Origin of the sequence: Actinomadura macrotermitis (assembly GCF_009604375.1) — a bacterium.
In the GTDB taxonomy this organism is placed as follows: domain Bacteria; phylum Actinomycetota; class Actinomycetes; order Streptosporangiales; family Streptosporangiaceae; genus Spirillospora; species Spirillospora macrotermitis.
In genome coordinates, this window is sequence record NZ_WEGH01000001.1 from 1,688,377 (window position 1) to 1,715,268 (window position 26,892).

Here is a 26,892-nt window from a genome sequence, read left to right on the forward strand (position 1 = left end):
CACCCGCCCGGCCGGTCGGCGGCCTAATCTCGGACGTGTGGAGAGCCTGGGCACGTTCCTGAAGAACCGCCGCGACCGGATCACCCCGGACGAGATCGGCCTGCGCACCTACGGCGCCTCCCGCCGCGTCCCCGGCCTGCGGCGCGAGGAGCTCGCCCAGCTCGCCGGGGTGAGCGCGGGCTACTACACGCGCCTGGAGCAGGGCCTGGCCGAGGCGGCCTCCGCGCAGGTCCTGGACGCGCTCGCCCGCGTGCTGCGGCTCGACCGGGTCGAGACCGTCCACCTGCACAACCTCGCCCGGCGGTCCGCGCGGCCCGGCCTCACCGAACCGCCTCCGGAAGAGGCGCACCCGCGTGTCCTGGCGCTCCTTGCGTCCCTCGGCGAGACCACACCGGCGGTCGTCCTCGGCAGGCGCGGCGACGTGCTCGCCTGGAACCGGGCCGGGCACGCGCTCGTCGCCGAGCACACCCCGTTCGACGCGCCGCGGGACCCGGCGCGGCGGCCGTCGATCCCACGGATGTTCTTCCTCGATCCCCCCACCCGCGACATGTACCTCAACTGGCACGAACTCGCTCGTATCCACGTCGCCTACCTGCGCCTCACCGCGGGCCGCCACCCCACCGACGCGCGCCTGGCCGGGCTGATCGGGGAGATCACGATGCACAGCGACGACTTCGCGGCGCTGTGGGCCACCGGCGACGTCGCCGACTGCACCGTCGGGGACATGCACCTGCGGCACGCCACCGTCGGCGCCGTGAACGTGGCCTACCAGGTGTGGCTGCAGCCCGACAGCCCCGACCACCGGCTCGAGATCTACACCCCGAACGACCCGGCCTCCGCCGACGCGCTACGCGTCCTGGCCCACCAGAGCAGCAGATGAGCGGCGTGCTCCGAGGTCCGTCACCGGGCAGCGGCGCGTAGGCCCCGAATGTACCGATTGAAGCGTGTGCCGTCTTTGCCGTGCGCCGGCTCGGCGACGGCGGGACGGGCATCGCCGGGATGCGGGTCGCCACCCAGCGGGACACCGCCACCACGCCGGCCACGCGCAGCATGGTCTTCCAGCCGGCGTTCAGCCCGGACGGCGACCGTGGCCGGTACCGCTGTCAAGGCCGACGTGGCGATCTGGAACGTCGCCACGCACAAGCCCGGCAGGTGCTTCTCCGGCGGCACGAGCGGCAAGGTCGCGTTCAGCCCCAACGGCCGCTACCTGGCTGTTTGCGATGAGGAGAACGGCTCGTCCACCACGGTCTGGGACGCGCGGACCGGCAAGGAGGTCCGCGCGTTCGGCTCGACGACCGGTTTCTCGGTGGCGTTCAGCCCGGACGGCCGCATCCACCGTCGGCGGCTGTGAGGCTTCGGACCGCGCAGACCCGCGACCACAACCGGTCCGTATCACCGGGTCGACGCGATGGCACGCTTTCAGCCACCTTGGAAGGGCGATGCCATAGGCGGGGGGCAAGAGATGGCCGATGTGTCCGACATCCTGCTCAAGCATTGGGAAGATCAGCGCGCGAAGTCCCGGCACTCAGAAGACCAGCGCGCGACCCTCACGAACATGATCCTGGTGCTCTCCTCTTTGGGATTCGCTCTCATCGGGCAGCGAGGGCTACGGGACCCCATGCTCGCGGTGACGATCCCGCTCATCGCACTGGGCGCCTACGGTGCGCTCGCCACGGCCAAACTGGCCGAACGCGCCACGATCCACAACAGGCAAGGCCGCGAGTTCGCCGATCGCCTGGACGAACTCATGCCCGAACTGCGGCTGAAGCAGACCTACGCCGCCGCCAGGGAGAGCCACCGCGCCGAGTATGGAAAGCTCGCCCGACTGCGCCTGCGTCACCTCTGGACAGCACTCCACGGGGGCATCGCCACGGCCGGGCTCGTGCTCACCGCCGTGATCCTCCTCAAATAGCGTCCCCGATCGTGACTGGCCCGTCATCCGGCTCGGCCAGGCCATTGGCTGCTCAGTCGTCCAGCTCGAAGAACCAGTGGTAGCTCAATCGGTGCTGAGTCGCCAGATCCGGATTCTCGGACCAGGCCAGGATCCACATCTGCGCGCGCGGCGTCCAGGGGTCTCCGGCGAGGGTGAGTGCAACGATGTCCTTTGTGGTGCGTTCTGCGCAGGTCACGGTGAACTGGCCGACTCGGCGTTCGGTGAACTTCGTTGAATCGCACCCCTTGCCGACCGGGAGCTTGTCGAGGGCCCTGACATAGGCGTCCAGGCTCGGCTTGGACATCGTGAACCGCACCTTCATGGGCAGCTCGCCGATCATCGCGACCAGGCCGCCGATCAGCAGCACCGAGCAGATGATCCCTTGCAGCGAGGTCCGCCAGGGCTTGTGCAGATACTTGTACGCCAAACCGGTCTTGACCAGGCAGATCAGAAGCAGGACCACAGACCCCAAGGCCAAGAGGAGGATGTCAGACCGCAGGTAGCCGCCCAGGTTCCAATAGGCGAAGACCTCGACCGCGCACACCGCCATCGACAACACGATCAGGATCGGACCGGGGGGCTCGCGTTGTGATACCAGCCAATCACTCCGTCGAGACATGGCGCCCATCATAAAAGAGACACACGTGTTCGTTCGAGATCCCGGGGCGCGACCGCGTCCAACCGGCGAGGGCGGACGGCCATCGCAAGCAACGCAGCCCCGAGCCCATCAGCGATCCGGGCGGCGCAGCTGAATCAGGTCCCAGCGGTTTCCGTACAGGTCGCGGAAGACCGCGACCGTGCCGTAAGGCTCCCGTCGAGGCGCTTCCTCGAACACGACCCCGGCCGCCCGCATCCGCTCGTAGTCGTGCTCGAACATGTCGGTGTTCAGGAACCAGCCGACCCGGCCACCGGTCTGATCCCCGACGCGGGCCTCCTGCTCGTCGGTCACCGCCCTGGCCAGAAGCACCGCCGTTTCCCGCGCGCCCGGCGGGGCGACCACCACCCACCGCTTCTCGCCGTCGATGCGGGTGTCCTCCAGGAGTTCGAACCCGAGGACGTCCCGGTAGAAGGCGATGGCCTCGTCGTAGTCACGCACGACAACGGTCACCAGTCCGAGACGAGTCATCAGACGATCCTGCCTGCACGCCGTACAAGCGGGCTATCCGACCCGGCCGGCATGGGCCGAACCGACACCATGAAGGCCATGGCAGCGGCCAGACCGCGAAACCGCTGGATTGAACGAGAGGAAGAAGCAGCCCGATGCCCCCCTCCGAGCCGTTGACCGATGAGGAACTGGCCACGATCGAAGAACTCGCCGAGGCCGCAACCCCTGGTCCCTGGTTCGTCCGGAACCTCGACGACGACCATGCCATGAGCCTCGTCGCCATCAGCACCGCCCCCGACACCGGTCACGGCGAACGGTGGCCAGGTTTCGATCACCGCGAAATCGTGGCCGCGACCCTCGTCCAAGCACCTCGCTACGTCGACGTCGCCGACGAACGCTGGGACACCAACGCCCTGTTCATCGCCAACGCCCGCCAGGACATCCCCCGCCTGATCGACGAGATCAAACGGCTCCGCCGGCAACTTGCTTCGAGCCGTCATCAAGCCTCCGAAGCGCAATGACATCGGTCATCGATCCACACGGGTGTTCCGGCAATGGGGGACGCTGCGACGCTAACTCGGGCCTGCTCAGTGTTCGGCGTTCTTCCAGAGTTTCAGCTTTTTGGATTTGCCGGGGAAGACCTCGATGAGGTGATGTTCTGCGGGTGGCTCGGGAAAGGACGTCTCGGGCTCGCCGCGGCCGCGGACGTAGAGCCGGAGGCGGTAGGGGCCGGGGCCGGCTGCGGTGACGACGGGCAGTGTCAGCGGCATGTCCATCGAGGCGAGCTCGCTGCGGCCGTCCGGGCTGTCGAAGCCGACCTCGACGACGCGGTCCCAGCCCTTGAGGTCGGGAGGTGGTGCTGTGCGGTAGGCGCGCACGGTCAGGCACAGCGAGCCCTGGGTGCCGGTTATGACGGTGACCACGCCGTTCACGACGGCGATCAGGCCGTCCTTGAGGGCCGCGTTGAAGGGGGCGCTGTCCTCTGGCATTCCCAGGGAGTAGCTGCCGCTTTCGCCGCCGAATATGGCCTGGGTCGCTTGGCGGACGGGGCGGGGGCCGGGCGGGACACCCCGACGGCATTGGGCGTTGGTCTTGGCTTCTTCTCTGTCGTTCTCCGCTTTGCGTTCGGCTTCTGAACGCTTCAGGATGGGAGATTGTGCCGCTGCTGCTTCTGGGCATAGGTAGGCGATCTCTCCGGGGGATGGTCCGCGGAGTTCTGGTTTTCCGCTGCAGGCGCGTTTTCCCTGGTTGAGCAGGTCGCCATCCGCTATCTCTTTGTCTTTGAACGCTGTTTCTTGGGGGTAGCCACGGCGTGTGCACAGGTAGGCCAGTACGCGTTCTTGCTGCGAGAGCTTGGACACCGCCTGGATGAACGTCTCGTGTTCACCTGGGGCGGCGTATCTGGCCTTTTGGCAGTCGCTGCGGCTGGTCACCTTTATCTGCGGGCGTCCTTGGTCGGCGCTCGTGAGGATCAGTAGCCCGGTGGCCAGGGTTGCGCTGACGCAGCGGATCATGCGGGTGCCTGGGCGGTAGGTCGCTGCCAGGATCAGCACCACGGGTAAAAGGTTGTAGGCCCACCATATGAACTGCCGGCCGTTCAGGGGGACCCAGCCCTGAACGCATATTTGCCCCCAACGGGCTACGTCATAGCCGAACAGCAGGGGCTCGGCGGCGGCCACCGTTCCTAAGAGCGCGACCGCTGTCCAGCCCACGGCGCGGCGTTTGGTGGCCAGCCACAGCACGAAAGCCGGCACGACGACCAGGAACGGCATGCCTTTCAGCAGGTTGTAACCCGGCAGCATCCACAGGGTCATCTGCAGCCGCAGGCCTTCGCAGTAGTCGCTGTTAAAGGCGGAACTATAGGTTTCCCTGCCTCCTGATATCGCGTTCAGGATGGTCGGGGCCACGCTCGCTATGACCGCGGCCGTCCACCATCGTGTCTGCGCCCGGCGGCTCTGCTGCGGCATGTCAGGCGAGGTGGGTGCGGAGCATCGTCTGGAAGCCGGTGAGGGCCGGTTTCGTCGAGTTGCGGTCCAGCCAGGTCATCGTGATCGGGGTGCCCAGGTCCGCGTCGGCGATCTCCACCAGGGCCACCTCGCCGCGGGCGGCCTGGGCGCGGACGGCGAGCAGCGGCAGCAGCGCGCAGCCCATGCCCGCCGCGACGCAGGCGCCGAGCGCGCCGATGCTCGACACCTCCAGGACGGGCGCGCGCCCCGCGAAGGCGCCGTCGTACATCTCCCGGAAGCCGCAGCCCTGCTCGGTGGCCAGGAAGGGCTCCTCGGTCAGCTCTGTCAGGGGTGCCTTGCCGCGGCCGGCCAGCGGGTGATCGGGCGGGACGATGGCCACCAGCGGCTCGACGGTCAGCTTCTCGCTGCGCAGGGCCGGGTCGGGCGGTGCGTCGCCGAAGGTCAGGCAGAGGTCCAGGTCGCCGCGCAGTACGGAGCCGTACAGCTCGCCGCGGTTGCTCTGCCCGATCCTCACGCGCGCCTGCGGGAACGTCGCGCGGTAGTGCGCGAGCGGCTCCGGCAGGCGGTGCGTGCACAGGGTCTCCAGCGCGCCGACCGCCAGTTCGCCGTCCGGGCGGGCGACGGCCCACCGCGCCTCTTCGACCAGCGTGAAGATGCGGCCCGTGTATTCGGCCAGCGTCTCGCCCTGCGGGGTCAGCCGCACCCGGCGCTGCGACCGGTCCAGGAGCTCGACGCCCAGTTCGCGCTCGAGCGCCTGGATCTGGTCGCTGACGCTCGACTGCGCGTAGTGGAGCTCCCGGGCCGCCTGGGTGAGGTTGAGCGTGCGGGCCACCACTTCGAACGTGCGCAGGAGCCTCAATTCCACGGCCTCATGCTACCCCCGGCGAAGTATCGGCTCAGCCGATGACAGCCATAGGCAATTCCCATTATCGGCGGGACGGAAATGGGCGATGGATTCGATTGAATGGTGACGGCAGTTCAAGAGGCAAGCGAATCAGAGGAATGAAATGGCGATACGAACCGCCGCCGTGCCGTCGGTGGGCAGCCCTTCGCGGGCCATGCTCGTCGGCCTGTCGCTCGGCTACTTCATGGTCCTGCTGGACATGACCGTCGTCACCGTGGCGCTGCCGGACATCGGCCATGACCTGCACACCGGCCTGAGCGGGCTGCAGTGGGTCACCAACGGCTACACCATCACCTTCGCCGCGCTGCTGCTCACGGCGGGCTGGCTGTCCGACCGTTATGGGGGACGCCGGGTCTTTCTTTGGGGGACGGCGGTCTTCGGGGTGCTCTCCGGGATTTCGGCCGCTTCGACCTCCCTTTCCATGCTGGTCGTCCTGCGGTTGCTGCTCGGCGCCGCCGGGGCCCTGCTGCTGCCGGCCTCCTTCGCGGTGATCACCACCGTGCACGCGGACGCGGCCGAGCGCGCGCGGGCGGTGGGGACGTGGGCGGCGATCACCGGGGCGGCGCTGGCCGCCGGGCCGCTGGTCGGCGGCGTCCTCACCGACACGGTGGGGTGGCGCGCCATCTTCCTGATCAACGTGCCGCTGGCGCTCGTCAGCCTGGCCGTCACCGCGCGGCTGGCTCCGGAGACGGCGCGCAAGCAGCGCAGCGGGCTGGACCTGCCCGGGCAGGCCGGCGGTGTCGTCGCGCTGGCGGCGCTGGTGTACGCGCTGATCGAGGGCCCGGAGCGGGGCTGGACGGACGCCGTGGTCCTGGCCGCGTTCGCGCTGGCGGTGGTCGCGGCCGTCGTCTTCGTCCTCGCCGAGCGGCGCGCCGGGGACGCCGCGATGCTGCCGCCGCGCCTGTTCCGCAGCGGCGGCTTCTCGGCCGCGCTGGTGGCGGGCCTGCTCGCCAACTTCGGGTTGGCGGGGCTGCTGTTCGTGCTGTCGCTGTTCTTCCAGGAGTCGCGCGGCTACACCTCGCTGAGCGCGGGCCTGGCCTTCCTGCCGCTCACGCTGCCGACCGCCTTCAACCCCGTCTACACCGGGCGCCTGGTCGGGCGGATCGGCCCGCACCGCCCGGCCACGGCCGGTTTCGTGCTGATGGCGGCGGGCGCGCTGCTCCAGGCGCCCTTCACCGATCATCTCGCCGTCACCGCGGCCGGTCTGCTGGTCTTCGGGTTCGGGGTCTCCTTCGCGCTGCCCGCCCTGGCCGCCGGGGTCGCCGGTTCGGCTCCGGCGGATCTGGCGGGCATCGGCGCGGGCGCGCTCAACTCCGCCCGCCAGGTCGGCGCCTCGCTGGGCGTGGCCGTCCTCGGCGCGGTGCTCGGCCTGTCCTCCACCGGGACGCGCTGGGCGCTGCTCACCGCCGGTCTGGCCCTGCTGGCGGGGGCGGTGATCGCCGGGATCGGGCTGCGGCCCCGGCGCTGACCCCCTTTTGTGTCGGTACTCACCTGAATACGGAGTAGCCGCCCGAACCTTGGCTGTGGTTGAGTGCCCGCGTAAAAACATGAGCGTCTATCTGCAGGAGCCTGATCGTGGCCCATCGTCTCATCCTCGGAGCCGCCGCGTTGATCGCGGTCGCCGGCCTCACCACCGCCTGCGGCAAGTCCGCCAGCAGCGCCAAGGAGGGCGACTGTCTCGACAACGGCGGGATGATGGCCGACCTGAACAAGACCAAGATCGTCGCCTGTGACTCCGCGAAGGCCAAGTACCGGGTCTCGGCGATCCTCGGCCCGAACCGCAAGCAGGACTGCCCGAAGGGCGGCATGTTCACCTTCTCCTGGCAGGCCGACGGCAAGACGATCTGCATCCTGCCGGTGAAGAAGTAGGCGGGGCGCAGAAGCGGGGCCGGCGGCCCGTCGCGGGTGAGCGCGCGACGGGCCGTTGCCTCGCCCGCACTCACCTACCTCCACAAGGTAACCACTTTCTTACTCAATGCCTGACAAATGTGGCATATGCAGTAAGACTTAACATGGATTTCACACACTCGCCTTCCCTCGCCAATTAGCGCCCTCTTATACTCTCTGTCACAGGTGAAAACGCACTGTCGACGCAACCGCCGTTGACGCGGGCACTCCGCCGGCGCGACGGCCTGTTGCCGGAAACGGCCTGTTGGCGACGCGGAGGGGCAGGCGGTGACGCGACGCGGAACGCAGGAGCGCCGGGATCACGCGCCCGGTGCCCGGGTGCGCGGTGGCGCTGCCCTGGCGGTGCTGCTGACCATCGCCCTGCTGGCGGTCACCGGCCTGTACGCGCGCGTCGCGACCTCCGTCACCGAGCGGGGAACCGTCTCCGCCGCGCAGCCCGCCGGGCTGCAGATGCGCGAAGGCTCCGCCGACCAGGACCGGCGTCTCCTCGACGAGGAGGCGCAGGGCCCTTCCTCCGTACGCCTCCGCCGGCCGGACCAGGCCCCTGCCAGGCCGAACCGCGCCGTCGTCGCGCCAGCCCTCGCCCGCCCCGCCGCCCCGCCGGAGCAGGCGGGCCCCTCACCCGCGCCCGTCGCACGGCCCGCCGCGCGGACGTGCGCCCTGTTGCAGGTCTTCCGCTGCTGACGCGCCCCGGCGAGTGACCGGCTTTCCGGCCGCCCTCTTCCTTTTCCTTTCCTTTTCTTTCGCTCCATCGACCCGGCCGTAACGCGGCCGGCGCCCCTGGAGGTCTTTCGCATGCAGACGTTCATCGACCATGCCCGCAATTTCCGTGCCCGCGCGGCCCGGGAAAGCCACGAGTTCGAGCGGCTGGCGCAGGGACAGGCGCCGCTCGCCCTGTTCATCACCTGCTCGGACTCCCGGGTCATCCCGTCCCTGATCACCGGTTCCCGGCCCGGCGAGCTGTTCGAGCTGCGCACGGCCGGCAACATCGTCCCGCCGTACCGGCTCGACCGCCCGAGCGGGGAGGCCGCCACCATCGAGTTCGCCGTGCAGGTGCTCGGTGTCTCCGACATCGTCGTCTGCGGGCACTCGCACTGCGGGGCCGTCGGCGCGCTGGTGCGCCGCGACGACCTGGCCGCCGTGCCCGCCCTGCGCGGCTGGCTCGCCGACGCCGTGCCGGCGCCGCCCGGCCAGGACGGCGCCCGCCCGCGGGTCGCCCTCCCGCAGGACGACTACGCCGACGCGGTCCAGGCGCACGTGCTCGACCAGCTGGACCGGCTGCGCGGCTACCCCGCCGTCCGGGACCGGCTGGCCGCCGGGCGGATCGGCCTGCACGCCTGGTTCTACGAGGTGCACACCGGGGCCGTGCTCGCACACCGGTCCGGCGCCTTCCTTCCGCTCTGAGCACCGGGAACGAGGACACGATGAAACCCCCCACCGCTCTGCGCCTGCCCTTCCCCCGCCGCGACGTCGCGGCCTCCCTGGTGGTCTTCCTGGTCGCCCTGCCGCTCTGCGTGGGGGTGGCGGTCGCGTCCGGCGTGCCGGCCGAGCTCGGCCTGATCACCGGAATCGTCGGCGGGCTGGTGACGGGCCTGCTGCCCGGCAGCAGCCTGCAGGTCAGCGGCCCGGCCGCGGGCCTGACCGTGCTGGTCTTCGAGGCCGTGCAGCGGTTCGGCCTCGGCGCCCTCGGCGCGATCGTGCTGGCGGCCGGGCTGCTGCAGGTGGCCCTCGGCCTGCTGCGCATGGGCCGCTGGTTCCGGGCCATCTCGGTGGCCGTCGTGGAGGGCATGCTCGCCGGCATCGGCCTGACGATCATCGCGGGGCAGCTGTACGCGATGGCCGACGCCAAGGCGCCCGGCACCGGGCACGGCAAGCTGACGGGCCTGCCCGGCCTGTTCACCGGCGGCCTCGGCTCCCGGCCCGCGCTGACCGCGTTCGCGCTCGGCGCCGCCACGATCGCGCTGCTGGCGCTGTGGCCGCGGCTGCCCGCCAAGGTCCGCGCCGTCCCGGCGCCGCTCGCGGCGGTGCTGCTGGCGACGGCGGCGACGGCGGCGTTCGACCTGCCGGTGCACAAGCTGAACGTGCAGGGCCTGCTCGGCGCGGTCCAGCCGCCCGGCGCCGGCGAGCTGGCGCGGCTGCTGGAGGCAGGCGTGCTCGGCACCGTCCTGGCGTTCGCCCTGATCTCCTCGGCGGAGAGCCTGTTCAGCGCCGCGGCGATCGACCGCATGCACGACGGGCCGCGCACCCGCTACGACAAGGAACTGGTCGCCCAGGGGGTGGGCAACACCGTCTGCGGCGCACTCGGGGCGCTGCCGATGACGTCGGTGATCGTGCGCAGCTCCGCCAACGTGCACGCCGGGGCGCGGACGAAGGCGTCCCGGGTGCTGCACGGCCTGTGGCTGCTGCTGTTCGCGGCGCTGCTGCCCGGCGTGCTGGAGCTCATCCCGCTCGCCTCGCTCGCGGGCGTCCTGGTCTACACCGGCTGGCGGCTGATGCCGCTGCGGCAGCTCCCGCCGCTCTGGCGCGACCACCGCGGCGAGGCGGTGATCCTGGTGGTGACCGCGCTCGCCGTGGTCATGCTGAACCTCTTCGAAGGGGTGCTGCTCGGCCTGCTGCTCGCCGTGGTCAAGTCGGCCTGGGAGACCTCGCACGTCCATCTGGAGGTGGACGACTCGGGGACCGGTGCCGTCAACGTCAAGGTCCTCGGGAACGCCACGTTCCTGCGGCTGCCGAAGATGCTCGACACCCTGGAGGCGCTCCCCGCGGACCGGCCGGTCGTGCTCGACCTGTCCGGCCTGCGCCACCTCGACCACGCCTGCCGCACCGCGCTGCTCGCCTGGAGCGAGGAGCACAACCGCCCCCACCTGCAGGCCCCGCTGCTCACACCGCTCGTTCCCCGGTGAGAGCAGCGGGTCCCAGCCGGCCTCAGCCCATGTGCGGGTAGCGGTAGTCCGTCGGCGGCACGAACGTCTCCTTGATGGAGCGCGGGGACGTCCAGCGCAGCAGGTTCAGCGCCGAACCGGCCTTGTCGTTGGTGCCCGACGCCCGGCCGCCGCCGAACGGCTGCTGCCCGACGACCGCGCCGGTCGGCTTGTCGTTGATGTAGAAGTTGCCCGCGGCGAACCGCAGCACCTCGGCGGTGTGCGCCGCGGCGGCGCGGTCGCCGGCGATGACGGCGCCGGTCAGCGCGTACGCCGACACCGACTCCAGCTGCGCCAGCACCTCGTCGTAGCGCTCGTCGTCATAGACGAGCACGCCGATGATCGGGCCGAAGTACTCGGTCTTGAAGATCTCGTCGTCGGGGTCGGCGGAGACCAGCACGGTCGGCCGGACGAACCAGCCGGTCGAGTCGTCGTAGGTGCCGCCCGCGACGACCTCGATCGACGGGTCGGCCTGGGCACGGTCGATCGCGGCCTTGCACTTGGCGAACGCGCGCTCGTCGATGACCGCGCCCATGAAGTTGGACAGGTCGGCGACGTCGCCCATGGTGAGGCCGTCGACCTCGGCGGCGAGCTCGTCCTTGAAGCCCGACTCCCAGATGGAGCGCGGGACGTAGGCGCGGGACGCCGCCGAGCACTTCTGGCCCTGGTACTCGAACGCGCCGCGCACGATGGCGGTCTTCAGCACCGCCGGGTCGGCCGACGGGTGCGCGACGATGAAGTCCTTGCCGCCGGTCTCGCCGACCAGCCGCGGGTAGGTCTTGAACCTGTCGATGTTGGTGCCGACCGTCTTCCACAGGTGCTGGAAGGTGGCGGTGGAGCCGGTGAAGTGGATGCCGGCGAGGTCGGGGTGGGTCAGCGCGACCTGCGAGACCGCCAGGCCGTCCCCGGTGACCAGGTTGATCACGCCGGCGGGCAGGCCGGCCTCGGTCAGCAGCCGCATGAACAGCACCGCGGCGAACGTCTGCGTCGGCGACGGCTTCCACACCACGACGTTGCCCATCAGCGCGGGCGCGGTCGGCAGGTTCCCGGCGATCGCGGTGAAGTTGAACGGGGTGATCGCGTAGACGAACCCCTCCAGCGGCCGGTGGTCGCTGCGGTTCCACACGCCGGGGCCGCTGATCGGCTGCTCGGCCAGGATCTGCCGGGCGAAGTGCACGTTGAACCGCAGGAAGTCGACCAGCTCGCAGGGGGTGTCGATCTCGCCCTGCTGGGCGGTCTTGGACTGGCCGAGCATGGTCGCGGCCAGCATCGTCTCGCGCCAGGGGCCGGCCAGCAGGTCGGCGGCCCGCAGGAAGATCGCGGCGCGGTCGTCGAAGGACAGCGCGCGCCACGCGGGGGCGGCGTCCAAGGCGGCCTGGACGGCGTCGCGGGCGTCGTCCTCGGTCGCGGTGCCGAAGGTGCCGAGCACCGAGGAGCGCTTGTGCGGCTGCACCACGTCGACCTTGGCGCCCGCGCCGAGCCGCTCGGCGCCGCCGATCGTCATCGGCAGGTCCATCGGCGCGGCGGACAGCTCGGCCAGCCTGGTCTCCAGGCGGGCCCGCTCGGGGCTGCCGGGCGCGTAGCCGCGCACCGGCTCGTTGACCGGCGTCGGGACGTTGGTCACGGCGTCCATGGGGGCTCCTTAGCGAGAGACGAACGAGCGGAGGAAGAAGGCGAGGTTCGCCGGGCGCTCGGCGAGGCGGCGCATGAAGTAGCCGTACCAGTCGCCGCCGTAGGGGACGTAGACGCGCATCCGCTGCCCGTCCTGCACCAGCCGGCGCTGCTCGGCGGCGCGGATGCCGTACAGCATCTGGAACTCGTACGAGCCGGGCGTGCGGCCGGTGCGGCGGGCCAGCTCCAGCGCGATCTCGATGATGCGCGGGTCGTGGCTGGCGACCATCGGGTGCCCGTCGCCCTCCATGAGCAGCCGCAGGTCCCGCACGTAGGCGCGGTCGACCTCGTCCCTGCCCTGGTAGGCGACCGACGCGGGCTCGGCGTAGGCGCCCTTGACCAGCCGGACCCGCGAGCCCTCGTGGACCAGGTCCCGCAGGTCGCCCTCGGTGCGGCGCAGCATCGCCTGGATCGCGACGCCCGTCGCGGGGAAGTCGGCGCGCAGCTTGCCGAGGATGCCGAGGGTGGAGTCGACCGTGGTGTGGTCCTCCATGTCTAGGGTGACCGTCATGCCGAGCCGGTGCGCGGCCTCGGCGACGCGGTGCGCGTTGTCGAGCGCGATCGCCTCGCCGTCCGGCAGCGCCTGCCCGACGGCCGACAGCTTCACCGACGCCTCGGCGCCCTCGGTCAGGCCCTGCGCGGCCAGCGCGTCGAACAGCGCCAGGTAGGCGTCCCGCGTCCGCGCGGCCTGCGCCCGGTCCAGGGTGTCCTCGCCCAGGTGGTCGAGGGTGACCTGGAGCCCGTCGCCGGTCAGCTCGCGGACGGCCCGGACGGCGGCGTCCAGGTCCTCCCCGGCCACGAACCGGTCCACCACGCCCCGCGTCAGGGGCACCGCGGTGATCACGTCACGCATCCGCTCACTGCGCGCGGACGCCAGAAGAAGGCGGCTGAGCATGGAGGACCCCTCCCGATCGGCGATGTCCCCTCCACGCTAAGAGCCGTCTCACCCACTGAGATACAGTCGAATGTCACCCTGCGAGGCCGATTTCTTCATACATGTGTCACAGGAGCCGCCATGCCGCGCGACCTGCAGGACCTCGTCGAGGAGGCCGCGGACCTGCTCGGCGCGCCGGCGACGCTGGAGGACCGCGACTTCCACCTGGTCGGCTACGCCGCGCACGGCGACACCATCGACCCGGTCCGGCTCGACTCGATCCTGCACCGGCGCGCCACCGACGCCGTCCGGCTGCGCTTCGAGAAGCACGGCATCGCCCGCGCCACCGGCCCGGTCCGCATCCCCGCCGACCACGACGCGGGCCTGCTCGGCCGCCTCTGCCTGCCCGTCCGCTGGAACAACGTCACCTACGGCTACCTGTGGCTGCTGGACGACGACGAGCGCATCGGCGCCGCCCAGATCGCCCAGGCGGCGCCCCTCTGCGAACGCGCGGGCCTGCTCATGGCCCGCCAGGCCCGCGAGCGCGACGACCTCGGCTGGAAACTGGCCGACCTGCTGTCGGCCCAGGCCGACGTGCGCGCCCAGGCCGCCGACGAGCTCGCCGAGCACGGCGCCCTGACGGCGCCCCTCGCGGTCGCCGTCCTGCACTCCGCCGGCCCCGGCCCGCAGCCCCTGAACCCGTGGCTGCTGCCCCGCGCGATCCTCACCACCGTCTGGGAGGGCGACCACGTCCTGGTGACGACGGCGGCCTCCCCGCTCGCCGCCGTCGACCGCGCCCGCCGCGTCCTGCAGGACCGCAGCCCGGCCCCGGTGGCCGCCGGCCTCTACACGCCCTGCGACTCCCTGGCCGAGGTCCGCGAAGGCTGGCTGCGCGCCCGCGTCGCCGCCCGCGTGGCCGCGCCCGGCGAAACCCGCGACTGGTCGTCCCTGGGCGCCCTGCGCCTCCTGCGCTGCGCAGGCGACGAGGCCCTGGCCCAGGCCACGCTGACCCCCGGCATCGAGTCCCTGCTGCGCCACCCCGACCTGGCCGCCACCGCCCGCCTCTTCCTGGACCACGCGGGCAGCGTCCAGACCACGGCCGCGGCCCTGGGCATCCACCGCCAGACCCTCTACCACCGCCTGCACAGAATCGAGGCCCTGACAGGCCTCACCCTGTCAACCGGCCAAGACCGCCTCACCCTCCACCTGGCCCTCACCCTGTCCCCCCACTTCAACACCTCCTAAGACCACGCTCGATCAAAGCGGGCCGTTGCCGGTGGGGCCGGGAACAGGACTACGCAGACTCCGGCACGGTTCCCGATCCGGCGGAAGGTCCTCAAGGGTGACAACACCGGAAGCGCCGAGCGGCAAACTGAACGTATAGCGGACGCAGATGTGCGGACTCGCTGTACTCGAAATGAAGAGACCCTCGATCACGAGGCGGCCATCGCGGCGTCCGGCCCGCCAGAACTTCACGACCCTGCTCACCTCGGCACGGGTGAGGGTCCCATCTGCGGCGGCCGTGCGCAGGTCATCGACCGACTTGTCGGCTAAGCGCGCAGGACCTCATCGGATTTCCGATCCGCCCGTCCCTGCCCCTCGGGCAGCCCGGTCGCCAACCACCACAACACCAGATCGCCCAGCACGAGCGCGATGGCAAACACCAATCCGCCGATGCCCAGAAGGCCCCGAAAAACGAGACGTCCTCCCATGAGCCGTCGACGATTCGGCGTTTGCCTCTCGCTCATCACCACATCATGATCAGGGATAATCGATCTGACCGAGTCGCGTTCGCATGACGCCAGCATAACCTGCGGTCCCCGCGCCCTTCGGATGGAACGCCTCACGGCTCAGGCAGCCGACCAGCCAACTCAGCGCACAGGTGTTGGTACTTCTCGCCCATCAGATGAACCCGTTCAGCAGGACCGTTGTGTTCACATGAAGTGAGGTGTTCACGGTCGCGACTTGGCGACGACGGAACTTCGAGGCGGAGCCGGCGCAAGCCAGCGCGAGTCGACGACAGCCGCCCACGCCGTGCCGGACCTTCCGCCGCGACCGCCCATCATCGGTCGCACACCACCGAACGTGGCTCGACTACCAGGTCATGACATGCAGGAACACATCAGCAGAGGCTTGTTATCACGCATGCGCATTGCGACGTCCACGTGACCAGCATGACCGGGATGGAACGGAACCACTGCGGGCGCAGGCCCACTGCAGCAGATCAGAATATTTCACCCCCCCAACAGAAGCCATCAACTGCCTTGATGACAGAGAGTAACGAAACGTTGCACTAAACGATCTTTACAACCTCTTCCATCATTGCCAAGATCAGCGTCAGACGGCTCCGGTGAAGTGGCGGGACCCCCAACCGCCACTCGTTAATCCATGTAGGGGAATGATGAAATCTCAATCGATCCTCAGCACGGCACTGCGACAACAGGGGCCCTGTCGGACTTTGTACGAGATCCTGGGTCGCCAGTGTGAGCTGGCGGAAGAGTGACCCGGAAAAATGCCGTACATGATAATTGCCTAGAGGCCGAAGAGGCCTCGAAGGGCAATAGGGCCGTCACCGAAATCTGACCTGCGAATTTTTCAGTGCCCAATTCACGACGAGATTATATAGGTCGATAAGACCTCAAAGTCCCGTCAACGCAAAAAATAGCGAGGAACGCAGATGGAGTTTAAGATGCCTAATCGAGTGCTCAGGTTTACTGCTGCTCTGGCAATGCCTTGCCTCCTGTCCTTGTCGACGACATACGGCGCTGTGGCCGAAGCGGCCTCGTCGGCTCGTACGGCGGCGAGTACTGTGAACGGATGCCCGACCCCGGTCGAGCCCTACGGTCTCGGGTGGGTCTGTTTCTACTCCGAACGGGACTACGGTGGCAGCAAGATCGCCATCGACCTGAGCAAGATTCCGACCGCTTCCGGGTCGCCGAAACAGAGCCTGGCGACATGGGGGTTTGCCTATAAGGCCACCTCCTGGACGTTCACTGACAAGTACTGCCAAGGAACCGTCTTCAACTCCAGCGGGGCACTCCTGTGGTACATGGGGAACGGGTCCGGTTCCAGTTCTCCCTTCGTGGGAGCTACAAACGACAACAAGGCAACCAGCTTCCGCGTCGTATGTGACTGATCGCCCTTCCTGCTCTCCTGGGCCCTCTTCGATCGGGACGAGTTCGCTTGAGGGGGGGGCGGCCTGCCGTCCGGCCCGGACGGAGCTGAGAAGAAGCCTCCTCAGGGTCCCCGAGCCCCTCCCATGGGCTTGGGGGCCAAGTTGGTCGTCCCTGGGCGCCCTGCGCCTCCTGCGCTGCGCAGGCGACGAGGCCCTGGCCCAGGCCACGCTGACCCCCGGCATCGAGACCCTGCTGCACCACCCCGACCTGGCCGCCACCGCCCGCCTCTTCCTGGACCACGCGGGCAGCGTCCAGACCACGGCCGCGGCCCTGGGCATCCACCGCCAGACCCTCTACCACCGCCTGCACAGAATCGAGGCCCTGACAGGCCTCACCCTGTCCCCCCACCTCAACCCTCCGTGAGCGCCGGAGAAATGTAGGGGCGAAGCCCCACGTTGCCGAAGCCAAAGGCGAGAGCAATGCCCGAACCCAAACCAGGCTCTATCCGCACGGAAACCGGGAAGCCCAGCCAACGTGGGGGGCGTGGGGGCGGAGCCCCCACATCGGGGGGCTCCGGGGGGTCGTCCCCCCGGGTGAAATGCGAAAAGGTCCGCCTGGGAGCAAGCACAGCTTGCGACCAGACGGACCTTTACCTGGTAGCGGGGGCAGGATTTGAACCTGCGACCTCTGGGTTATGAGCCCAGCGAGCTACCGAACTGCTCCACCCCGCGGCGATGTCTTAACTGTATGGGGTGGTCTGGAGTTACGCAAACCGATTGCAGGTCAGCCCTTGGTGCAGGCGGGGACCGGCTTGTTCGCCTGGAGGTCCTCCAGGGCTTGGCGGGCGTTGTGCAGGGTGTCGGCGCGGATGAGGCGCAGGCCGTCGGGCTTGGCGGCGAGGGCGTCGGCGCAGTTGTCGGCGGGGGTCATGAAGACGGTGGCGCCGGCGCGGCGGGCGGCGACCATCTTCTGCTGGATGCCGCCGATGGGGCCGACCTTGCCGTCGGGGGTGATGGTGCCGGTGCCGGCGATGAAGCGGCCGCCGGTGAGGGAGCCCGGGGTGAGCTTGTCGACGATGGCGAGGGAGAACATCAGGCCCGCGGAGGGGCCGCCGACGTCGCCGACGCTGATGTCGATCTTGAAGGGGAACTTGTACTGCTCGCCGAGGACGATGCCGATCACCGCGCGCTTGCCGTCGGCGGACGCGACGGTGGTGAGGGGGATCTTCTCCTCCTTGCCGTCGCGGCGCACGGCGAGCGCGACGGCGGCGCCCGGCTTGCGGCGCGCCATCGACTCGGTGACCTGGCCGACGCCGGTGACCTTGGCGCCGTCGACGCCGAGGACCTCGTCGCCGGGCCTGACCTTGCCGTCGGCGGGCTTGCCCTTCTGCACCGCGTCGACGACGACCTGGGTGGCGATCGGGATCTTCAGCTCCTGCAGCGCCGCCGCCTCGGCGTTCTGCTGCGAGTCGCGCATCTGGCGGGTGTTCTCCTCGTCGACCTGCTTGGCCGACTCGTTCTTGGGGAACAGCGTCTCCTCGGGGACGATCGCGACGTCGTCCTCGATCCAGCCGCGCAGCGCGGTGAACAGGTCGATGCGGTTGCCCGGCCCGCCCCGGTAGGTGACCGTGGTGAAGTTCAGGTGCCCGGTCGCGGGGTAGACCTGCCGCCCGTCGATCTTGATGAGCGGCTCGTGCTTGTCGTTCACCCCGAGGGTGTTGCTCGTCGGCCCCGGCATCAGCGCGACGTAGGGCACCGGCATGAACGAGCCCGCCAGGGCGAAGACGAGGACGAGCACGCTCGCGAGCGTGAGCGTGACGGCACGACGAGACATGCCGGAGACTCTATGCGCAATCGGGCCTTCAGCAGGCGCCGACCCACTCGTCCCCGCCGTCGGCGAAAAGCTGGTGCTTCCAGATCGGCACCTGCGCCTTGAGGTCGTCGATGAGCCGCCGGCACGCCTGGAACGCCTCGCCGCGGTGCGGGCAGGACGCCGCGACGACCACGGCGAGGTCGCCGATCTCCAGGTCGCCGACGCGGTGCACCGCGGCCAGCGCCTTGACCGGGAAGTCCGCCGCCACCTTCTCCATCACCCGGCGCAGCTCCTGCTCGACGGTCGGGTGCGCGCTGTAGGACAGGCGGCGGACGGCCCGCGCGTGGTCGGAGTCGCGGACGGTGCCGACGAACACGGTGGTGCCGCCCGCGCCCGGGTCGCAGGCGGCCTGGAAGACCTCGTCGACCGACAGCGGGGTGTCGCGGACGCCGACCAGTTTGATGACCTCGCTCACACGCGCAGGCTACCCGGCGCCGGGGACATGCCCGTCGATGGGCCCGTGCGCGTGGTCGATCACCGGCTCGTCGGGCTCGAGGGTGGCGGCGAGCGCCTCGGCCAGCGCGGGCACCAGGTCGGGTCCGACCAGGACCTCGTCGTCGGCGTCGTGGCGGCGCAGCCGCAGCGCGGAGTGGCGGGCGCCGTCGCGCAGCACCCCGACGACCATCCGCACGTCCTCGCGCAGCGGGTGGGCCGCGGCCCAGGCGGCGGCCTCGCCCTCGTCCTCGGGGATCTCCTCCTCGGCCTCGGGCGGCAGCACGACCCGCTCGATCACCAGCGCGCAGCCGGCGACGGCGTCGGGCCAGGCGATGGCGGCGAGCGCCTCCTCCACCGCGGCCTCGGGGGGCAGGCCGGGCTGCTCCAGCGCGGCGAGGGTGTCGGCGTCGCCGGTCAGCCCGAGCTCGGCGGCGAGCTCGGGCTCGGCCTGGCGCAGCTCGGAACTGCGCACGAGGGCGTACAGGCGCGGCGGCGCGTCCCAGCCCTCCTGCGCGGAATGACGTTCAAGGTCGAGTACGACTTCTTCCAGAAGGCTCACGAAGACCATCTTTCCCGTAACCGGGGCGGGGAAATGCGGGAACCCCCCGCCAACTCGATAAGTTGCATACACAGCACCGGCGGGCCGCCGGTGGGCGCGACCATGAACGGAGGGGCCCTTGACCTTCCGGACTCCCGGAATCGGGCGCCGGCTGGGCGGCGGGCGGAACAGGCCGGTGCTTCCGGTCCTGGTGACACTGGCGGTGCTGCTCATCGCCTTCATGGTGTTCACCGCGATCTGGACGGACCTGCTCTGGTACCGCTCGGTCGGCTTCAGCTCGGTGTACACGACGCGGCTGCTGGCGCGGACGGTGCTGTTCGCCGGGGCGGGGCTGCTGATGGCCCTGGTCGTGGGCGCGAACGTGGTGATCGCCTACCGGCTGCGGCCGGCCTACCGGCCGCTGTCGGTCGAGCAGCGGGGGCTGGAACGGTACCGGGAGGTCATCGACCCCCGCCGCCGGCTGATCACGGTGGTGTCGCTCGGCCTGCTGGCGGTGCTGACGGGCTCGTCGGTGTCGGGCCGGTGGCAGGTGTGGCTCGCTTTTCTCAACCGGACGCCGTTCGGGCAGGTCGATCCCCAGTTCCACAAGGACATCTCGTTCTACGTCTTCACCTATCCGTTCCTGCGGCTGGTCCTCGGCGTGGTGTTCGCGACCGCGATCCTGTCGATCCTGGCCGCGGCAATGGTGCATTACCTGTACGGAGGGCTGCGGATCCAGGGCGCGGGCGACAAGGCCAGTCCGGCGGCGCGCGCGCACCTGTCGGTGCTGGTCGGCCTGTTCGTGCTGCTGAAGGCGTTCGCCTACTGGTTCGACCGGTACGGCCTGGTGCACTCCGAGCGGGGCGTCACGACGGGCGCGTCCTATACCGACGTCAACGCGCTGCTGCCCGCCAAGACGATCCTGGCGGTCATCGCGCTCATCTGCGTGGTGATGTTCTTCGGCAACATCGTGCGGCGCGGCATGATGCTGCCGGGCGTCGCGCTGATCCTGCTGGTGCTGTCGGCGGTGCTGCTCGGCGGCCTGTACCCGCTGCTGATCCAGCAGTTCCAGGTGCGGCCGGACGAGTTGGCCAAGGAGCGCCGCTACATCCAGCGCAACATCGACGCGACCCGCGCCGCGTACGGGGTGCAGGACGTCAGGCCCGAGCCCTACGGCGCGACGCCCGAGAGGAACGCGGCCAAGCTGAACGCCGAGAAGAAGAACCTGACGGGCGTGCGGCTGCTCGACCCGACCGTGGTCGGCCCGACGTTCCAGCAGCTCCAGCAGTTCCGCGAGTTCTACCGGTTCCCCGACACCCTGGACGTGGACCGCTACCGGAGCCAGGGCCGCACCGAGGACTCGGTGGTCGCGGTCCGCGAGCTGTCGGGGGCGCCCAGCGACCAGAAGGGCTGGGTCAAGGACCGGCTGATCTACACGCACGGGTACGGGTTCGTGCGGGCCTCCGGCGACACCCTGGACGCCGACAAGCCGCTGTTCCTGCAGAGCGACGTCCCGCAGCGGCAGGACGGCTCGCCCGCCGTCACCCGCCCGCAGATCTACTTCGGGGAGCGGTCGGCGCACTACTCGATCGTCGGCGGCGAGGGGCAGCGGGAGCTGGACTTCCCCAAGGGCAGCGCGGGCGAGCAGGCCGACACGACCTACTCCGGCAGCGGCGGCGTGCCGATCGACTCGTTCTTCAACAAGCTGATGTTCGCGGCGAGGTTCCAGGACAAGAACCTGCTGCTGTCGGGCGCCATCAAGAAGAAGGCCCGCATCCTGTACAACCGGACGCCGCGGCAGATGGTGCAGCGCGCCGCGCCGTGGCTGACGCTGGACGGCAACCCCTACCCCACCGTCGTCGACGGCCGGATCCTGTGGGTGGTGGACGGCTACACCACCTCCAGCGGCTACCCCTACGCCGAGACGGTCGGGCTGAAGGACGCCACCCGCGACACCATCACCGACACCCGCTCGGCGGTGGCCCGCCAGTCCGACCAGCACGTCAACTACCTGCGCAACTCGATCAAGGCGACGGTGGACGCCTACGACGGCACGGTCAGGCTCTACCAGTGGGACGAGGACGACCCGGTCGCCAAGACCTGGATGAAGGTGTTCAAGGGCACCGTCCAGCCGAAGTCGGCGATCCCGGCCGGCCTGCTCGGCCATCTGCGCTACCCCGAGGACCTGTTCAAGGTGCAGCGGCGCATCCTGGCCAAGTACCACGTGACGCAGGCCGACTCCTTCTACAACGGGCAGGGCTTCTGGGACGTCCCCGAGGACCCCAACCCGGTGAACAAGGGCAAGACGCAGCCGCCGTACTACCTGACGCTGCGGCTGCCGAAGGAGGCGGGCGCCGCCCCGCAGGACGACGCCCCGCGCTTCTCGCTGACCTCGACGTTCACCCCGCGCAACCAGCGGTTCCTGGCGGCGTTCCTGGCGGCCGACTCGGCGCCCACCGACGACGCGGGCCGTCCCCGCGCGGGCTACGGGAAGCTGCGGCTGCTGGAGATGCCGAGCGCGGAGCAGGCGCGGCCGCAGGGGCCGGGCCAGGTGCAGAACGCGTTCGAGTCCAACAACGCCGTCAAGACGGTGCTGTTCCCGCAGCGTGGCACGGGGACCGAGACCAAGCTGGGGAACCTGCTGACGCTGCCGTTCGCGGGCGGCCTGCTGTACGTGGAGCCGGTGTTCGCGCAGAGCACGCAGAGCAACGCGACGCCCTATCCGACGCTGCAGCAGGTGCTGGTGAAGTACGGCAACGGCAACGAGGTCGCGGTCGCCAAGACCCTGGACGCGGCGCTCAAGCAGCTCTTCCAGGGCGATCTGTCCGCGGCGCCGAAGCCCGGTGAGCAGGGCCGGCCGGGCGCGGTGTCCCCGCAGCTGCAGCAGGCCATCGACGACCTGAACAAGGCGCTGGCCGACTTCAAGACCGCGCAGAGCAAGAGCGACTACACGGCGATGGGCGACGCGTGGAAGCGCATCGAGGAGGCGCAGAAGGCGCTGGCCGCGGCCCGCGACGCCGCGGCCAAGGCGCCCGCGTCGCCGGCGCCGTCGGCCTCGCCGAGCCCGAGCGCCTCGAAGACGAACTGATCGGTGCGGGCCCGCCCGGCGGCCGGGCGGGCCTGCATGGATCAGCGGCGGCGCTTGCGGGCGCGGCGGATCGCGGCGGCCGCGCCGATCGCCGCGACGGTCGCGCCCGCGGCCGTCGCCATGGTGGCCTCCTTGCCGCCGACGCGGCGGCCGGCGACGGCGTGCCGCCCGGCGCCCTCCTCCATCAGCACCCGCAGCGCGGCGGCGTTGTCGTAGCGCGGCTTCCAGCCGGCGTCGCGCAGCCGGGCGCCGTCCACCACCCACGGGTAGGCGGCGTAGTGCAGGTCGGTGGCGGGCGCCGGGGTCATGCCGAGCCGGTGCAGCCGCTGCGCCATGCCGAAGGTGAGCGCGGCGGGCAGCTCGAACCGGCGCCGCCCGGTGATCTGGGCGACCTCCTCGGCGCCGAGCCAGCCGGCGCAGCCGACGCCGAGCGGGCCGCGCACGTCCTCGGCCACCACGACCTCCAGCGCCGCGGCCAGGTCCTCGATGTGGCAGAACTGCCAGGCGGGCGCGCTGCCCTTGACCGACAGCAGCCGGGGCGCCTCGAAGTGCCGGGTGATCACGGTGTCGACGCCGGGGCCGACCAGCGCGGCGGGGCGCACCACGGTGACGTCCAGGCCGGGGTGCACCGCGGGCGCGTTGGCGGCCAGCTCCTCGATCTCCAGGTGGTCGCCGGCGATGCTCTCGTCGGCCTCGGCGCGCAGCGGCGCGTCCTCGGCGAGCGGCACCGGGTTGTCCGGGCGCGCCCCGTAGACCATGGCACTGGTCACCAGGACGACGCGGCGCACCCGGGCCGCGGCGCCGGCGAGCACGACGGTCTGCGCGCCGCGCACGTTGTGGGTGCGGCGCTCGCGCGGGTCCAGGTCGGGCGAGCGGGCGATGTCCAGGTGGACGAGCACGTCCACGTCCGACAGCCGGTTGCTCAGCAGCGGGTCGCGGATGTCGACCACGCGCCAGGTCACCCCCGGCACGTCGCCGCGCTGCGCGTCGATGGCGACGACCTTGCGGACGTCCTGGCGCTCGGCGAGCCGGGCGGCCAGCAGCCGTCCCGCCCCGGTGGCCGCCCCGGTGACGGCGACGACCGGGCCCTTGCTACGCCGAGGGCGAACCTTGCCCGTTGCCACGGGGGTGCCCCCTTCCTTGTGTACGCGACCTCGCCGGGACCGGCTAACGTTGCGGATATGAGCCCATCATGCATCCCAGGGGCAAACCGATGAGTGACAATCCCTTCGGGTTCAACCGTCCGGGCGACGGAGACGACGACAAGCCCAAGGACCCCTTCGCGGCCATGGGCGGCGGCGACATGCGGCAGTTCGCCGACATGCTGCACCGCTTCGCCGACATGATCGGCGGCCAGGGCACCGGCGGCCCCGGCGGCGGCCCGGTGAACTGGGACATGGCCCGCGACATCGCCCGCCACACGGTGGTCGAGCAGGGCGACCCCTCCATCGTGGACGCCGAGCGGCGCCAGGTGACCGAGGCGCTGCGGCTGGCCGACCTGTGGCTGGACGAGGGGACCACGCTGCCGGCGGGCATCCGCTCCCCGCAGGCGTGGAGCCGCTCGGAGTGGATCGAGCAGACGCTGCCGGTGTGGGCCAAGGTGTGCGACCCGATCGCGGCGCGCATGGTCGAGTCGATGGGCGGCGCGCTCGGCGGCGCCGGGCTCGGCGGCGGTGAGCTGCCCGCCGAGATGCAGGCGATGGCCGGTCCGCTGATCGGCATGGTGCAGCAGATGGCCGGCGCGATGGTCGCCGGGCAGGCCGGGCAGGCGCTCGGCGCGCTGGCCCGCGAGGTCGTCGGCTCGGCCGACGTCGGGCTGCCGCTCGCCCCGGACGGCGCGGGCGCGCTGCTGCCGGCGGGCGTCGAGGAGTTCGGCAAGGGCCTGGAGGTCGCCGAGGACGAGGTCCGGCTGTACCTGGCGCTGCGCGAGGCCGCCCACCAGCGGCTGTTCGCGCACGTCCCGTGGCTGCGCGCGCACCTGCTGGGCGCGGTCGAGGACTACGCGCGCGGCATCACCGTCGACCTGTCGGGCATCGAGGAGGCCGTCCAGGGCCTGGACCTGGCCGACCCCGAGGCGCTGCAGCAGGCGCTCGGCGGCGAGATCTCGCTGCAGCCGGAGGAGACGCCGCAGCAGAAGGCGGCGCTGGCCCGGCTGGAGACGGCGCTGGCCCTCGTCGAGGGCTGGGTCGACACGGTCGTCGGCCAGGTCGCGCAGGAGCGGCTGCCGAGCTCGGTGAAGCTGGGCGAGGCGGTGCGGCGGCGCCGCGCCACCGGCGGGCCGGCCGAGCGTACCTTCGCCACGCTGGTCGGGCTGGAGCTGCGGCCGCGGCGGCTGCGCGAGGCCGCGGCGCTGTGGCGCAGCCTGACCGAGACGCGCGAGGCCTCCGGCCGGGACGCGCTGTGGGAGCACCCCGACCTGCTGCCGACCGCGGACGATCTGGAGAATCCCGACGCGTTCGTGCACGGCGGCGAGGGCCTGTCGGACCTGGACATCTCCTCGCTGACCGCGGTCCAGGACGACGCGGCGGACGACAAGGGCGCCGAGAAGCCCGACGACGGCGGGGACGCCGGCGACGACACGGGGAAGCGGCCGTGAGGATCCGGCCGGAGTCCCACGTCAACGGCTGCCGGTTCGAGCACGGCGCGGCCGCCACGGCGCTGCGCCGCCGCGCGGGCCGGTCCGGGCTGTGCTGGGAGCGGCCGAGCGACCAGGAGCGGCGCCGCCGCGCGGCGGGCTCGCGCTACCCGCGCGTCGGCCGCCTGTGACGCTGCACGCCGACGCGGTCCGGGTGCTGCGGGAGTGGCCCGCGCCGGACGCCGCGCAGGACGCGGTCCGGCGCGGGTTCCTGGAGCACCTGGCCGGGCACGCCGACGGGACGTGGCGTGCATGCGTCCCGGGGCACATCACCGCCAGCGCCGCCGTGCTGAGCGACGACGGGACGCGGGTCCTGCTGACGCTGCACCGCAAGCTGAAGGCATGGCTGCAGCTCGGCGGGCACTGCGAGCCGGGCGACGCGACGCTCGCGGCGGCCGCGCTGCGCGAGGCCACCGAGGAGTCGGGCATCGCGGGGCTGCGGCTGGATCCGGTGCCGGTCGCGCTCGACCGGCACCGGGTGCCGTGTCATCCGGGCGGGTCGTGGCATCTGGACGTCCAGTACGTGGCCTATGCCCCGCCGGGCGCCCGGCACGTGATCAGTGACGAGTCCGACGACCTGCGCTGGTTCCCGGTGGACGCGCTGCCGGAGCCGACCGACGACGCCCTGCGCCGTCTCGTCACCCGCGCGGCGGCGCTAACGCGGTAGCGGCTGGCCTTCCAGCACGGCGCGCGTGTTCTCCCAGCCCTCCAGGCCGGGGTCGAGCAGGCGCAGGTCGGCGGGGGTGCGCAGCCGGTGCCAGGCGGGGCCTTGCGGCACCGAGCCGGGCCTCGGCGCGGCGGCGCGCAGCCGGGCCAGCGCGTCGGGGGTGTCCAGATCGGTCTCGTCCAGGGCGGTGGCCAGCCAGGACGGGAGCGGCAAGTGGGCGGCGAGGGCGACCAGGCCGCCGTCGTGCGCCTGGCAGGCCGCCGCGGGGGCGTTGCCGAGGGCGCGGAAGAGCTTGCCGATCAGCAGCGGCGGCAGGTCGGGCGCGTCCCCGGCCAGCAGCACCGCCTCGGTCGCGCCGAGGGCGTGCAGGGCGGCGAACGCGCCGGGCGGCGTGCGCTCGCGGACGATCGGGGTGCCCGGCCAGGTGATCGCCTCCAGCTCGGGGGCGCCGGGCGGGTCGACGACGAGCGCGGGTGTGACCAGCTCCAGACCGGCCGCGACCTCGTAGGTGTCCTCCAGCAGCGCGAGCCGGAACTGCGCGGGGTCGGCGCCGGGCGGGTGCGCGCCGCCGGGGACGGCGGACAGCACCGCCACGTAGCGGGCCGAGCTCACCCGGCGGCCCCGTGGCGCAGGCCGTGCTGGAAGTCCCGCTCCTGGTGCTTGCCGTCGGAGTACTGGCGCGGCAGGCCGTCCGCGCGGTCCAGGCCGTCGGCGGCGTCGTCCTCGGCGAGCGGCAGGTGCGCCGTGGCGGCGACGCCCTCCAGGTAGCCGCGGGCCCGCTCGGCCTTGGGGTAGTTGCCGACCAGCGCCCAGAAGTCGGTGCCGTGGCCGGGGATGAGCAGGTGCGCCAGCTCGTGCACCAGGACGTAGTCGACGACCCAGGCGGGCATGCCGCGCAGCCGGGTGGACAGCCGGATGGTGGCGTCGTCGGGTGTGCACGACCCCCAGCGGGTGCGCTGGTTCTCCACCCAGCGGACGCTCGCAGGCTCGGCCCGGCCGCTCAGGTAGCGGCGCGACAGCTCGCGCGCGCGCAGCTCCAGGTCGGCGTCGCTCGGCCGGCGGCGGCGTTCGCGTTCCGCGAGCCGTTCGAGGAGGGTCGCGATCCACCGCTCCTCCTCGGCCTTGCTGAGCCGGGAGGGCAGCATCACCACGACCTTGTCCCCGTCGCGGTAGGCGGACACCGTCCGCCGACGCCTGCTACTGCGGCGGACCTCAACGTTAGGGGGCACGCTTGAAACCGTACCCAAAAATTTGCTCC

29 protein-coding genes and 1 tRNA gene are annotated in these 26,892 nt (G+C 71.1%); 16 read left to right on the plus strand and 14 right to left on the minus strand.

The features are described 5' to 3' along the window. The first annotated feature begins 37 nt into the window (after positions 1-37). The 3 genes from ACRB68_RS07615 (at position 38) to ACRB68_RS07625 (ending at position 1,912) form a co-directional block, all read left to right on the plus strand. A complete protein-coding gene (locus ACRB68_RS07615; protein WP_328593885.1) occupies positions 38-880 on the plus strand; it encodes a helix-turn-helix transcriptional regulator in 843 nt (280 codons plus the stop codon). A 207-nt stretch (positions 881-1,087) separates the two neighbouring features. Then, positions 1,088-1,351, plus strand: a complete 264-nt coding sequence (locus ACRB68_RS07620) for a WD40 repeat domain-containing protein (RefSeq protein ID WP_153531408.1) — start codon at positions 1,088-1,090, stop codon at positions 1,349-1,351. 111 nt (positions 1,352-1,462) lie between these two features. Further along, on the plus strand, positions 1,463-1,912 hold the full coding sequence (locus tag ACRB68_RS07625; protein ID WP_153531409.1) for a hypothetical protein: 450 nt from the start codon (positions 1,463-1,465) through the stop codon (positions 1,910-1,912). A gap of 52 nt (positions 1,913-1,964) precedes the next feature. Here ACRB68_RS07625 and ACRB68_RS07630 read toward each other — a convergent pair whose 3' ends face one another. Continuing rightward, positions 1,965-2,552: a hypothetical protein gene (locus tag ACRB68_RS07630; protein WP_153531410.1), complete on the minus strand. Its 588-nt coding sequence runs from the start codon at positions 2,550-2,552 to the stop codon at positions 1,965-1,967. A 108-nt stretch (positions 2,553-2,660) separates the two neighbouring features. Further along, positions 2,661-3,059 (minus strand): VOC family protein, encoded by a 399-nt coding sequence (locus tag ACRB68_RS07635; RefSeq protein ID WP_153531411.1) that lies wholly within the window; start codon positions 3,057-3,059, stop codon positions 2,661-2,663. Positions 3,060-3,193: 134 nt separating this feature from the next. Between ACRB68_RS07635 and ACRB68_RS07640 the strand changes: the two genes are divergently transcribed. Next, positions 3,194-3,559 (plus strand): hypothetical protein, encoded by a 366-nt coding sequence (locus ACRB68_RS07640; RefSeq protein ID WP_153531412.1) that lies wholly within the window; start codon positions 3,194-3,196, stop codon positions 3,557-3,559. A gap of 66 nt (positions 3,560-3,625) precedes the next feature. Here ACRB68_RS07640 and ACRB68_RS07645 read toward each other — a convergent pair whose 3' ends face one another. Both ACRB68_RS07645 and ACRB68_RS07650 read right to left on the minus strand, forming a co-directional pair. Beyond that, positions 3,626-4,945, minus strand: a complete 1,320-nt coding sequence (locus ACRB68_RS07645) for a hypothetical protein (RefSeq protein WP_153531413.1) — start codon at positions 4,943-4,945, stop codon at positions 3,626-3,628. 61 nt (positions 4,946-5,006) lie between these two features. Further along, positions 5,007-5,870 (minus strand): LysR family transcriptional regulator, encoded by an 864-nt coding sequence (locus ACRB68_RS07650; RefSeq protein WP_207709595.1) that lies wholly within the window; start codon positions 5,868-5,870, stop codon positions 5,007-5,009. 142 nt (positions 5,871-6,012) lie between these two features. On the opposite strand from ACRB68_RS07650, the gene ACRB68_RS07655 reads away from it, so the two are divergent. The 5 genes from ACRB68_RS07655 to ACRB68_RS07675 all read left to right on the plus strand — a co-directional run bounded on the left by ACRB68_RS07655 (position 6,013) and on the right by ACRB68_RS07675 (position 10,720). Further along, positions 6,013-7,377 (plus strand): MFS transporter, encoded by a 1,365-nt coding sequence (locus tag ACRB68_RS07655; protein ID WP_207709596.1) that lies wholly within the window; start codon positions 6,013-6,015, stop codon positions 7,375-7,377. 107 nt (positions 7,378-7,484) lie between these two features. Then, positions 7,485-7,778 carry an LppU/SCO3897 family protein gene (locus ACRB68_RS07660; protein WP_153531414.1) on the plus strand — a complete coding sequence of 98 codons (294 nt, stop codon included), beginning with the start codon at positions 7,485-7,487 and terminating at the stop codon, positions 7,776-7,778. A gap of 357 nt (positions 7,779-8,135) precedes the next feature. Continuing rightward, positions 8,136-8,501, plus strand: a complete 366-nt coding sequence (locus ACRB68_RS07665; protein ID WP_153531415.1) for a hypothetical protein — start codon at positions 8,136-8,138, stop codon at positions 8,499-8,501. A gap of 111 nt (positions 8,502-8,612) precedes the next feature. Then, positions 8,613-9,221, plus strand: a complete 609-nt coding sequence (locus tag ACRB68_RS07670) for a carbonic anhydrase (protein ID WP_153531416.1) — start codon at positions 8,613-8,615, stop codon at positions 9,219-9,221. 20 nt (positions 9,222-9,241) lie between these two features. Then, positions 9,242-10,720, plus strand: coding sequence for a SulP family inorganic anion transporter (locus ACRB68_RS07675; protein WP_153531417.1), 1,479 nt, complete (start codon positions 9,242-9,244; stop codon positions 10,718-10,720). 22 nt (positions 10,721-10,742) lie between these two features. Here the strand turns inward: ACRB68_RS07675 and pruA are convergent, their stop codons facing one another. Then, on the minus strand, positions 10,743-12,371 hold the full coding sequence (gene pruA, locus ACRB68_RS07680) for an L-glutamate gamma-semialdehyde dehydrogenase (RefSeq protein WP_153531418.1): 1,629 nt from the start codon (positions 12,369-12,371) through the stop codon (positions 10,743-10,745). Positions 12,372-12,380: 9 nt separating this feature from the next. Then, positions 12,381-13,304 carry a proline dehydrogenase family protein gene (locus tag ACRB68_RS07685; RefSeq protein ID WP_153531419.1) on the minus strand — a complete coding sequence of 308 codons (924 nt, stop codon included), beginning with the start codon at positions 13,302-13,304 and terminating at the stop codon, positions 12,381-12,383. A gap of 120 nt (positions 13,305-13,424) precedes the next feature. On the opposite strand from ACRB68_RS07685, the gene ACRB68_RS07690 reads away from it, so the two are divergent. Beyond that, the gene (locus ACRB68_RS07690; protein ID WP_153531420.1) at positions 13,425-14,528 is read left to right on the plus strand and encodes a PucR family transcriptional regulator; all 1,104 of its coding nucleotides are present in this window, start codon (positions 13,425-13,427) and stop codon (positions 14,526-14,528) included. A gap of 305 nt (positions 14,529-14,833) precedes the next feature. On the opposite strand, the gene ACRB68_RS07695 is transcribed toward ACRB68_RS07690, so the two are convergent. Then, a complete protein-coding gene (locus ACRB68_RS07695) occupies positions 14,834-15,031 on the minus strand; it encodes a hypothetical protein (protein ID WP_153531421.1) in 198 nt (65 codons plus the stop codon). A 929-nt stretch (positions 15,032-15,960) separates the two neighbouring features. Here ACRB68_RS07695 and ACRB68_RS41060 point away from each other — a divergent pair. Beyond that, positions 15,961-16,419, plus strand: a complete 459-nt coding sequence (locus ACRB68_RS41060; RefSeq protein ID WP_235958778.1) for a hypothetical protein — start codon at positions 15,961-15,963, stop codon at positions 16,417-16,419. After that, positions 16,412-16,822, plus strand: coding sequence for a PucR family transcriptional regulator (locus ACRB68_RS42395; RefSeq protein WP_328593886.1), 411 nt, complete (start codon positions 16,412-16,414; stop codon positions 16,820-16,822). Before ACRB68_RS41060 ends, ACRB68_RS42395 begins: the two co-directional genes overlap by 8 nt. A gap of 231 nt (positions 16,823-17,053) precedes the next feature. On the opposite strand, the gene ACRB68_RS07705 is transcribed toward ACRB68_RS42395, so the two are convergent. The 4 genes from ACRB68_RS07705 to ACRB68_RS07720 all read right to left on the minus strand — a co-directional run bounded on the left by ACRB68_RS07705 (position 17,054) and on the right by ACRB68_RS07720 (position 19,265). Continuing rightward, positions 17,054-17,130 (minus strand) — tRNA-Met (locus ACRB68_RS07705). Between the two features lie 52 nt (positions 17,131-17,182). Continuing rightward, positions 17,183-18,232 carry a YlbL family protein gene (locus ACRB68_RS07710; protein ID WP_153531423.1) on the minus strand — a complete coding sequence of 350 codons (1,050 nt, stop codon included), beginning with the start codon at positions 18,230-18,232 and terminating at the stop codon, positions 17,183-17,185. A gap of 28 nt (positions 18,233-18,260) precedes the next feature. Beyond that, a complete protein-coding gene (locus ACRB68_RS07715) occupies positions 18,261-18,686 on the minus strand; it encodes a molybdenum cofactor biosynthesis protein MoaE (protein WP_328593887.1) in 426 nt (141 codons plus the stop codon). Positions 18,687-18,695: 9 nt separating this feature from the next. Further along, positions 18,696-19,265, minus strand: coding sequence for a PPA1309 family protein (locus tag ACRB68_RS07720; RefSeq protein ID WP_407924280.1), 570 nt, complete (start codon positions 19,263-19,265; stop codon positions 18,696-18,698). A 175-nt stretch (positions 19,266-19,440) separates the two neighbouring features. Here ACRB68_RS07720 and ACRB68_RS07725 point away from each other — a divergent pair, with 175 nt between their 5' ends. Further along, positions 19,441-22,332 carry a UPF0182 family membrane protein gene (locus ACRB68_RS07725; RefSeq protein ID WP_328593888.1) on the plus strand — a complete coding sequence of 964 codons (2,892 nt, stop codon included), beginning with the start codon at positions 19,441-19,443 and terminating at the stop codon, positions 22,330-22,332. Between the two features lie 41 nt (positions 22,333-22,373). On the opposite strand, the gene ACRB68_RS07730 is transcribed toward ACRB68_RS07725, so the two are convergent. Beyond that, positions 22,374-23,456, minus strand: a complete 1,083-nt coding sequence (locus ACRB68_RS07730; RefSeq protein ID WP_328593889.1) for an NAD-dependent epimerase/dehydratase family protein — start codon at positions 23,454-23,456, stop codon at positions 22,374-22,376. Between the two features lie 89 nt (positions 23,457-23,545). On the opposite strand from ACRB68_RS07730, the gene ACRB68_RS07735 reads away from it, so the two are divergent. From ACRB68_RS07735 to ACRB68_RS07745, 3 genes are read left to right on the plus strand one after another with little or no spacing between them, the layout of a single operon-like run. Beyond that, positions 23,546-24,928 (plus strand): zinc-dependent metalloprotease, encoded by a 1,383-nt coding sequence (locus ACRB68_RS07735; protein WP_153531426.1) that lies wholly within the window; start codon positions 23,546-23,548, stop codon positions 24,926-24,928. After that, a complete protein-coding gene (locus ACRB68_RS07740) occupies positions 24,925-25,098 on the plus strand; it encodes a hypothetical protein (protein WP_153531427.1) in 174 nt (57 codons plus the stop codon). Before ACRB68_RS07735 ends, ACRB68_RS07740 begins: the two co-directional genes overlap by 4 nt. Further along, entirely contained in the window at positions 25,095-25,634 is a 540-nt protein-coding gene (locus tag ACRB68_RS07745) for an NUDIX hydrolase (RefSeq protein WP_328593890.1), read from the plus strand. The genes ACRB68_RS07740 and ACRB68_RS07745 overlap by 4 nt, the downstream gene beginning before the upstream one ends. Here ACRB68_RS07745 and ACRB68_RS07750 read toward each other — a convergent pair. Together ACRB68_RS07750 and ACRB68_RS07755 are read right to left on the minus strand one after the other, a co-directional pair. Continuing rightward, on the minus strand, positions 25,623-26,246 hold the full coding sequence (locus ACRB68_RS07750; protein ID WP_328593891.1) for a hypothetical protein: 624 nt from the start codon (positions 26,244-26,246) through the stop codon (positions 25,623-25,625). The genes ACRB68_RS07745 and ACRB68_RS07750 overlap by 12 nt on opposite strands. Further along, a complete protein-coding gene (locus tag ACRB68_RS07755) occupies positions 26,243-26,815 on the minus strand; it encodes a M48 metallopeptidase family protein (RefSeq protein WP_328594079.1) in 573 nt (190 codons plus the stop codon). Before ACRB68_RS07755 ends, ACRB68_RS07750 begins: the two co-directional genes overlap by 4 nt. Between the last annotated feature and the right edge of the window lie 77 nt (positions 26,816-26,892).

Bases quoted from the DNA above. Each gene is read 5' to 3' on its own strand.
- ACRB68_RS07670 (WP_153531416.1), top strand. From the start codon at position 8,613: ATGCAGACGTTCATCGACCATGCCCGCAATTTCCGTGCCCGCGCGGCC.
- ACRB68_RS07635 (WP_153531411.1), bottom strand. From the start codon at position 3,059: ATGACTCGTCTCGGACTGGTGACCGTTGTCGTGCGTGACTACGACGAG.
- ACRB68_RS07695 (WP_153531421.1), bottom strand. From the start codon at position 15,031: ATGAGCGAGAGGCAAACGCCGAATCGTCGACGGCTCATGGGAGGACGT.
- ACRB68_RS07655 (WP_207709596.1), top strand. From the start codon at position 6,013: ATGGCGATACGAACCGCCGCCGTGCCGTCGGTGGGCAGCCCTTCGCGG.
- ACRB68_RS07735 (WP_153531426.1), top strand. From the start codon at position 23,546: ATGAGTGACAATCCCTTCGGGTTCAACCGTCCGGGCGACGGAGACGAC.
- ACRB68_RS07625 (WP_153531409.1), top strand. From the start codon at position 1,463: ATGGCCGATGTGTCCGACATCCTGCTCAAGCATTGGGAAGATCAGCGC.
- pruA (WP_153531418.1), bottom strand. From the start codon at position 12,371: ATGGACGCCGTGACCAACGTCCCGACGCCGGTCAACGAGCCGGTGCGC.
- ACRB68_RS07675 (WP_153531417.1), top strand. From the start codon at position 9,242: ATGAAACCCCCCACCGCTCTGCGCCTGCCCTTCCCCCGCCGCGACGTC.
- ACRB68_RS07630 (WP_153531410.1), bottom strand. From the start codon at position 2,552: ATGTCTCGACGGAGTGATTGGCTGGTATCACAACGCGAGCCCCCCGGT.
- ACRB68_RS07640 (WP_153531412.1), top strand. From the start codon at position 3,194: ATGCCCCCCTCCGAGCCGTTGACCGATGAGGAACTGGCCACGATCGAA.
- ACRB68_RS07685 (WP_153531419.1), bottom strand. From the start codon at position 13,304: ATGCTCAGCCGCCTTCTTCTGGCGTCCGCGCGCAGTGAGCGGATGCGT.
- ACRB68_RS07710 (WP_153531423.1), bottom strand. From the start codon at position 18,232: ATGTCTCGTCGTGCCGTCACGCTCACGCTCGCGAGCGTGCTCGTCCTC.
- ACRB68_RS41060 (WP_235958778.1), top strand. From the start codon at position 15,961: ATGGAGTTTAAGATGCCTAATCGAGTGCTCAGGTTTACTGCTGCTCTG.
- ACRB68_RS07690 (WP_153531420.1), top strand. From the start codon at position 13,425: ATGCCGCGCGACCTGCAGGACCTCGTCGAGGAGGCCGCGGACCTGCTC.